Source organism: Planktothrix tepida PCC 9214 (assembly GCF_900009145.1).
GTDB lineage: Bacteria > Cyanobacteriota > Cyanobacteriia > Cyanobacteriales > Microcoleaceae > Planktothrix > Planktothrix tepida.
The window spans coordinates 1-515 of record NZ_LN889856.1 but is presented as its reverse complement, the minus strand read 5'-3'; the positions used below and the strand labels follow the sequence as shown (position 1 = coordinate 515).

The 515-nt window shown below is 34.4% G+C and carries 1 protein-coding gene; it reads left to right on the top strand.

Features of this window, described 5'->3' with window-relative positions; genetic code table 11:
• Positions 1-515 (top strand): transposase (locus PL9214_RS29475; RefSeq protein ID WP_139295215.1); only part of this gene is annotated, 515 nt, incomplete at both ends.

Sequence of the window (515 nt, the reverse complement as noted above, 5' to 3'; positions counted from 1 at the left end):
TTAGTGTTTAGAGTATTTAAACCCAAAGGAACATTAAAAGAAGGAGATGTCTACAAAACTAAGATTGAAATCGCATCAGAAATTCTAACAGAATTGGTTGATTGGGGATTTCAGATTGAATTGGTATTAGCAGATAGCCTTTATGGTGAAAGTAGTTCGTTTATCAGTACATTAGATCAATTTCAAATTCCTTGGGTACTAGCAATAAGAAGTAATCATGGAGTCTGGATGTCAAGCGAGCAGAAAGTTAGAGCCAACAAATGGTGTAAATTTGAGAGGATTTTTAGCAATCAAGAATCAGAAACCAGATATATTAGAGAAATCATATTTGGGAAAAGAAGTACAAGAACCTATTGGGAAATTACCACAGATCCAGAAACGATGCCAGAAACATCAACTTCGTTTGTCATGACAAATTTAACAGAGAAGAGAAGCCAGATGAAAAAGACATTAGGTAATTTATACGGGTTAAGAACATGGGTGGAATATGGATTTCGACAATGTAAACAAGAACT